8 protein-coding genes and 1 pseudogene are annotated in these 5,968 nt (G+C 65.9%); 7 read left to right on the top strand and 2 right to left on the bottom strand.

Annotated elements, in window-relative coordinates; all coding sequences use genetic code 11:
- The 3 genes and pseudogenes from U1E69_RS13685 to U1E69_RS13695 all read left to right on the top strand — a co-directional run.
- Positions 1-403: pseudogene (locus U1E69_RS13685) on the top strand (purine-nucleoside phosphorylase); the annotation flags it as partial.
- A gap of 99 nt (positions 404-502) precedes the next feature.
- Positions 503-1,423: a sulfite exporter TauE/SafE family protein gene (locus U1E69_RS13690; protein ID WP_322244931.1), complete on the top strand. Its 921-nt coding sequence runs from the start codon at positions 503-505 to the stop codon at positions 1,421-1,423.
- Positions 1,420-2,199 (top strand): TIGR02186 family protein, encoded by a 780-nt coding sequence (locus tag U1E69_RS13695; protein ID WP_322244932.1) that lies wholly within the window; start codon positions 1,420-1,422, stop codon positions 2,197-2,199. The genes U1E69_RS13690 and U1E69_RS13695 overlap by 4 nt, the downstream gene beginning before the upstream one ends.
- A gap of 78 nt (positions 2,200-2,277) precedes the next feature.
- Here the strand turns inward: U1E69_RS13695 and U1E69_RS13700 are convergent, their stop codons facing one another.
- On the bottom strand, positions 2,278-2,532 hold the full coding sequence (locus U1E69_RS13700; protein WP_322244933.1) for an accessory factor UbiK family protein: 255 nt from the start codon (positions 2,530-2,532) through the stop codon (positions 2,278-2,280).
- A gap of 114 nt (positions 2,533-2,646) precedes the next feature.
- Between U1E69_RS13700 and lgt the strand changes: the two genes are divergently transcribed.
- The 4 genes from lgt (at position 2,647) to U1E69_RS13720 (ending at position 5,650) form a co-directional block, all read left to right on the top strand.
- The gene (gene lgt / locus U1E69_RS13705; RefSeq protein ID WP_322244934.1) at positions 2,647-3,516 is read left to right on the top strand and encodes a prolipoprotein diacylglyceryl transferase; all 870 of its coding nucleotides are present in this window, start codon (positions 2,647-2,649) and stop codon (positions 3,514-3,516) included.
- A 10-nt stretch (positions 3,517-3,526) separates the two neighbouring features.
- The gene (locus U1E69_RS13710) at positions 3,527-4,582 is read left to right on the top strand and encodes a class I SAM-dependent methyltransferase (protein ID WP_322244935.1); all 1,056 of its coding nucleotides are present in this window, start codon (positions 3,527-3,529) and stop codon (positions 4,580-4,582) included.
- Complete coding sequence (pgeF, locus tag U1E69_RS13715; RefSeq protein WP_322244936.1) at positions 4,582-5,340, top strand: peptidoglycan editing factor PgeF; 759 nt, start codon at positions 4,582-4,584, stop codon at positions 5,338-5,340. Before U1E69_RS13710 ends, pgeF begins: the two co-directional genes overlap by 1 nt.
- A gap of 112 nt (positions 5,341-5,452) precedes the next feature.
- On the top strand, positions 5,453-5,650 hold the full coding sequence (locus tag U1E69_RS13720; protein WP_322244937.1) for a hypothetical protein: 198 nt from the start codon (positions 5,453-5,455) through the stop codon (positions 5,648-5,650).
- 13 nt (positions 5,651-5,663) lie between these two features.
- Here the strand turns inward: U1E69_RS13720 and U1E69_RS13725 are convergent.
- On the bottom strand, positions 5,664-5,968 hold a 305-nt coding region (locus tag U1E69_RS13725), incomplete at its 5' end, for an Lrp/AsnC ligand binding domain-containing protein (protein WP_322244938.1).

Genomic DNA, 5,968 nt, shown 5'->3' on the forward strand with positions numbered 1-5,968 from the left:
CCTTAACCCGCTGATCGGCGAAAAGACCGATGCCCGTTTCGTGCCGATGACCGATGCCCACGACCCGGGCCTTCGCGCCTCGCTGAAAGCGGCTGCCGCAGCGCAGGGCATTGACCTGCCGGAAGGTGTCTACTGCTGGTACTCCGGTCCCTCGTTCGAGACCCCCGCCGAGATCCGCATGCTGAAACTGCTGGGCGGTGACGCCGTGGGAATGTCTACCGTGCCCGAGGTGATCCTGGCGCGCTTTCTGGGCCTGCGGGTCGCGGCCATTTCCACGATCACCAACATGGCCGCCGGCATGTCGGACGAGAAGATCAGCCACGAACACACCAAGGCGATGGCCCCGCTTGGTGCGGCAAAACTGGAACGGATTCTCAGGGAATTCCTGCGCTCACGGCATTGAGACGACGGGGCGTTTGACATCCCCGGCAAAGCCGCGCAACCCTTTGAACACACCGCCGCTTTCGCCCTCGCCCTGTCTCTCCGACCGATTGCCGCCCTGATGCAGCTTTACCTTCCCATCGCCGAGGTTTCGGTCAATGCCTTCCTCATTCTGGGGTTGGGCGGCATCGTGGGGTTCTTGTCGGGCATGTTCGGGGTCGGTGGCGGATTTCTGATCACGCCCTTGCTGTTCTTCATCGGTGTCCCGCCCGCCGTGGCCGTGGCGACCGGGGCCAATCAGGTCGTCGCTTCGTCGATCTCGGGTGTGCTGGCACAGCTTCGGCGGAAGGGCGTCGACTTCACGATGGGGGGCGTCCTGCTGGCGGGGGGGGTCGTCGGCTCGGTCCTGGGGGTCTGGGTCTTCGGCATAATGACCCGGCTGGGGCAGATCGACCTTTTTGTCCAGCTGTCCTACGTGATTTTCCTGGGCCTCATCGGTGCGATGATGTTCCAGGAAAGCCTGCGCAGCCTGCTGCGGTCACGCAAGCCGGGTGGCCCGCCGATCCGCCGGGCGCATGTCCATTCCTGGGTCCACGGCCTGCCCTTCAAGATGAAGTTCCGGGCGAGCGGGCTTTACATCAGCGTCATTCCCCCGGTGCTGATCGGAGCCGCCGTGGGCTTTCTGTCGGCGATCATGGGCGTCGGCGGCGGCTTTATCCTGGTGCCGGCGATGATCTACCTGCTGGGAATGCCCACCAAGGTCGTGATCGGCACCTCGCTCTTTCAGATCATCTTCGTGACCGGATTCACCACGGTCATGCACGCGGTGAACAGCCAGACCGTCGATATGATGCTGGCGCTTATCCTGATCCTTGGCGGCGTCGTGGGCGCACAGATGGGCACGCGGGTGGGCGTCCGGCTCAAGGCTGAACAGTTGCGCATCCTGTTGTCGCTGCTGGTGATGGCGGTCTCGATCCGTATCGCGGTCGATCTGCTGGTCCGGCCGTCCGAGCTTTATTCGGTCGCGGGGGTCCTGCCGTGATCCGCGCGCTTGCCCTGATGCTGGCGCTTGCCCTTCCGGTCGTCGCTCAAGACGCGCCTGCCGCGCAGGAAGTCATCGTCGCCGGGATGAGCCAGAACCGCGTCTCGATCACCGCGGATTTCGACGGGTCCGAGATCCTGATCTACGGTGCCGTCAAGCGCGACGCCCCGCCGCCCGAGGGTGCGGGGCCGCTGGAGGTGATCGTGACCGTCGAGGGCCCCTCTGGCCCCGTCGCTGTCCGTCGCAAGGACCGGGTCGCGGGGATCTGGATCAACAACGCCTCGGTCCGGGTCGACAGCGCGCCCAGCTTCTACGCTGTCGCAACCACCGGGCCGCTGGACTACATCCTGTCGGACGTGGACAACCTGCGCTACGGCATCACGATCGAAAGGATGATCCGCGCGATCGGCATCTCGGACGAGGCGGACAAGGCCGGGGAGTTCGTGCTGGCCCTGCTGCGGGTCCGAACCGACGAAGGGCGCTACCGGGTGCTGGAGGGCAAGGTCGAGCTGACCGAAGACACGCTGTTTCGCACCGATGTGGTCCTGCCTGCCAACCTGACCGAGGGCGAATACAAGGTCCGCCTGTTCCTTCTGCGCGACAAGCGGGTCATCGCCAGCCAGGAGCGGGTGATCGGCGTCCGCAAGGAAGGGCTGGAGCGCTTCATCTTTAACCTCGCCCAGGAACAGCCCTTGGTCTATGGCCTGTTGTCGCTGGCCCTGGCCGCCTTGGCGGGCTGGGGTGCGTCGGCGGCGTTCCGGCTGATGCGGGCCTGAACCAGCGGCTCCTCGTGCGACTTCGTCTTCTCGTCGCAAGCGATACGGGATGACGTCACCAATCCGCGGTGGCCGGGGTCACTTCTTCTTGGAAAGCGCCGCCTCAAGTGCCACGATCCGGGCTTCCAGAGCGGCGTTCTCTTCCCGGGCCTTCTGCGCCATCGCGCGGGCGGCGTCGAATTCCTCACGCGTGACGAAGTCGCGGTCGGCCATCCAGCGGTCGACGAAGCTTTTCATCGCCGTCTCGGCCTCGGTCTTGGCGCCCTGGGCCACGCCCATCGCATTGGTCATGAGCTGGCTCATGTCGTCGAAGAACTTGTTGCGGGTCTGCATGGTCGGTCTCCTGCGCTTGCCCTCTATATGGCCCCGCGCCGCCTGCAGGGCAAGGCGCGGTTGACATCACCCGCCCTGCCCGCGACAACCTGCCCCAAACCGACGAGAGCCCGCATGATCCCCTTCCCCGACATCTCGCCCAATCTGTTCGAAGTCGAGCTGTTCGGCTTTACCCTGGCCCTGCGCTGGTATGCGCTGGCCTATATCGTGGGGCTGCTGTTCGGCTGGTGGATCGTCCTTCGGGCCGTACGTACGCCCCGGCTATGGTCCGGCGCGGCACCGATGACGCCCGACCAGGTGGAACGGTTCCTGACCTGGGCCATCGTCGGGGTCATTCTTGGCGGCCGCCTTGGCTATGTCCTGTTCTACGACCTGCCCAGCTATCTGGCCGATCCCCTGCAGATCGTCCGGCTTTGGGAAGGCGGCATGGCCTTTCACGGCGGCTTCCTTGGGGTCGTCGTCGCCGCGCTCTGGTTCTGTCGGCGCGAGAAGATCCCGATGTTGTCGATGGGCGACCTGCTGGCGCTGGCCGCCCCGGTCGGGCTGATGCTGGGTCGCCTGGCCAACTTCATCAACGCCGAGCTTTGGGGGCGCCCCACGACGCAGCCCTGGGGTGTGATCTTCCCGGGCGACGCCGCGCAGACTTGCGAGGGCGTCGTCGGCCTGTGTGCCCGCCATCCAAGCCAGTTGTATCAGGCCGGGTTGGAGGGGCTGCTTCTGGCGCTCGTCCTTCTCTGGCTGGCCTTCCGCACCAATGCGCTGAAACGGCCCGGCCTGATCATGGGAGTCTTCCTGGTGGGCTACGGCCTTGCCCGCTTTGTGGTGGAGTTCTTCCGCCAGCCCGATGCGCAGTTCGTCAGCCCCGGCAATCCCGTCGGCTGGGCGGTCCAGGCCGGGCACTATGGCCTGACGATGGGTCAGCTTCTGTCGCTGCCGATGATCGCCCTTGGTCTATGGTTCGCCTTGCGCGCAAGGGCGCAGTAGGGCGGCGCGGATGACCCCTCTCGCCCGCCTTCTGGCCGAGCGTATCCGCGAGACCGGGCCGATCACCGTGGCCGACTACATGGCGGAATGCCTGCTGCACCCGGTCCACGGCTACTACACCACGCGCGACCCGTTCGGGGCGGCAGGGGACTTCACCACCGCCCCCGAGATCAGCCAGATGTTCGGCGAGCTTGTCGGCCTGGCCCTGGCACAGGCCTGGCTGGATCGCGGCGCGCCCGCGCCCTTCACCCTGGCCGAGCTTGGCCCCGGTCGCGGCACGCTGATGGCCGACATCCTGCGCGCGACGCGCAGTGTTCCCGGCTTCCATGCCGCAGCACGGGTGCTGCTGGTCGAAGCTTCGCCGGTTCTGCGCCGGAAACAACAGGAGACGATCAGCCGGGGCCACGATCTGGGCCTGCGCTGGATCGAGGGGGCGGGCGATCTGCCCGAGCAACCGCTGTTTCTGGTTGCCAACGAGTTCTTCGATGCCCTGCCGATCCACCAGTACCAGTTCATCAACGGCGGCTGGCACGAACGCCTGATCGGCCTGCAGGAGGGCGCGCTGGCCTTCGGCCTGGCCGAGGGCCCGACGCTTCCCTACACGATGGCGATGCACCACCGCGAAGACGGCGCGATCATCGAGGAAAACCGCATCGGCCGTTTCATCATGCGGCAGGTCCATCACCGGCTCCACCACCACGGCGGCGTGGCTCTGGTGATCGACTACGGCGACTGGCGGTCGCACGGGGACACCTTGCAGGCGCTGCGCGCTCATGCGTTCGACGACCCCCTGGCGCATCCGGGCGAGGCCGACCTGACCGCCCATGTCGACTTCGAACCCCTCGCCGAACACCAGCCCCATTTCTACACCACGCAGGGCGCGTTCCTGACCCGCCTTGGCATCGACGCCCGGGCCGAGCGCCTTGCCCGGAACCTGACCGGGGCTGCTCTGGAAAGTCACCGCGCCGCGCATCGGCGCTTGACCCACCCGGAAGAAATGGGTTCGTTGTTCAAGGTGCTGGCCGTGACCTCGGACGGTGCCCCACCGCCCCCCGGATTCGCCTGATGCCCACCACGCTGGAAATCATCACCTCGGACGCACTTGAGGCCCGCCACGGCTTCTTCACCCGCAAGGGCGGGGCGTCCTCGGGCATTTTTGCCGGGCTGAACTGCGGCACCGGATCGTCGGACCAGACCGAGATCGTCGCGATCAACCGCGCCCGCGTGGCCGAGGCGATGGGGGTTGGACCCGAGGCGCTGCTGACGGTCCACCAGGTCCACTCTGCCAAGGCGGTCCCCGTGACCGGCCCGCTGGCGATCCGGCCCGAGGCGGATGCGCTGGTCACCGACCGGCCCGGTGTGCTGCTGGCCGTTCTGACCGCCGATTGCCAGCCGGTCCTTTTCGCCGACCCCAAGGCGAAGGTCGTCGGTGCCGCCCATGCGGGCTGGCGCGGCGCAGTGGACGGGGTACTGGAAGCCACGATCGACGCGATGGAGGCACTGGGGGCGCGGCGGTCGAACATCACCGCGGTGATCGGCCCGACGATCAGCCAAGCCGCCTATGAGGTCGGCCCCGAGTTCTTTGACCGCTTCCGCGCCGAGGACGAAGCAAGCACGCGCTTCTTCGCCAATGCTGCCGGCGATCGGATGCTGTTCGACCTGCCCGGCTATGGCCTGTACCGCCTGCGCAACGCAGGGGTGAAAGAGGCGCTCTGGACTGGGCACTGCACCTACCGCGATCCGGCCCGGTTTTATTCCTTCCGCAGGACAACGCACGCAAAAGAAGCCGATTATGGTCGACTCATCTCGGTAATAAGGCTTTGAATTCGCTGAATGGGGCGTGAAAATGCTCTGATTGCAGCACCTTTCTTCCCCAACCTTGCCGCAATCGCCCGTCAAGCATACACCAACAGGTTGCATTACGACGGGGGATCCGATGATCATCCAGATGAAGACCAAGCGCCGCTGGATCCTGTCGATCCTTGAAACGGTGGGCGACGGGGAAGACACCCGTATCGTCGCCCGCGCGTCTGCGCGGCAGACCTCGGGCCGAACGGCGATGGTCTCGGGCCAGAAGGGCTTTGCGATGCGGCTGAAAACCGCGACGCGCCAGGTTTCGGACGCCTCGCGCTAACCCCCGACCGGCTTCAGGCGCTTTTTGCGAGCCGCGCTTCCAGAACATCGAACGGCAGACCGGGTTCGTCCTTCGCACAGCGGATGACAAGGCTGGTCTTCACGTTGGCCACGTGGTCGGCCTTCAGCAGCTCTTCGGTCAGGAAGCTTTGGAAGGTCGACAGGTCGGGCGAGACGCATTTCAGGATGAAGTCGATTTCGCCGTTCAGCATGTGACATTCGCGGACCAAAGGCCAGGCGCGGCAACGGGCCTCGAACGTGGCAAGGTCTGCTTCGGCCTGGCTGTTCAGGCGGACCATCGCGAAGACCTGGACCTCGA

Source organism: Tabrizicola sp., assembly GCF_034366665.1.
GTDB lineage: Bacteria > Pseudomonadota > Alphaproteobacteria > Rhodobacterales > Rhodobacteraceae > Tabrizicola.

Bases quoted from the DNA above. Each gene is read 5' to 3' on its own strand.
- lgt (WP_322244934.1), top strand. From the start codon at position 2,647: ATGATCCCCTTCCCCGACATCTCGCCCAATCTGTTCGAAGTCGAGCTG.
- U1E69_RS13720 (WP_322244937.1), top strand. From the start codon at position 5,453: ATGATCATCCAGATGAAGACCAAGCGCCGCTGGATCCTGTCGATCCTT.
- U1E69_RS13700 (WP_322244933.1), bottom strand. From the start codon at position 2,532: ATGCAGACCCGCAACAAGTTCTTCGACGACATGAGCCAGCTCATGACC.
- U1E69_RS13710 (WP_322244935.1), top strand. From the start codon at position 3,527: ATGACCCCTCTCGCCCGCCTTCTGGCCGAGCGTATCCGCGAGACCGGG.
- pgeF (WP_322244936.1), top strand. From the start codon at position 4,582: ATGCCCACCACGCTGGAAATCATCACCTCGGACGCACTTGAGGCCCGC.
- U1E69_RS13690 (WP_322244931.1), top strand. From the start codon at position 503: ATGCAGCTTTACCTTCCCATCGCCGAGGTTTCGGTCAATGCCTTCCTC.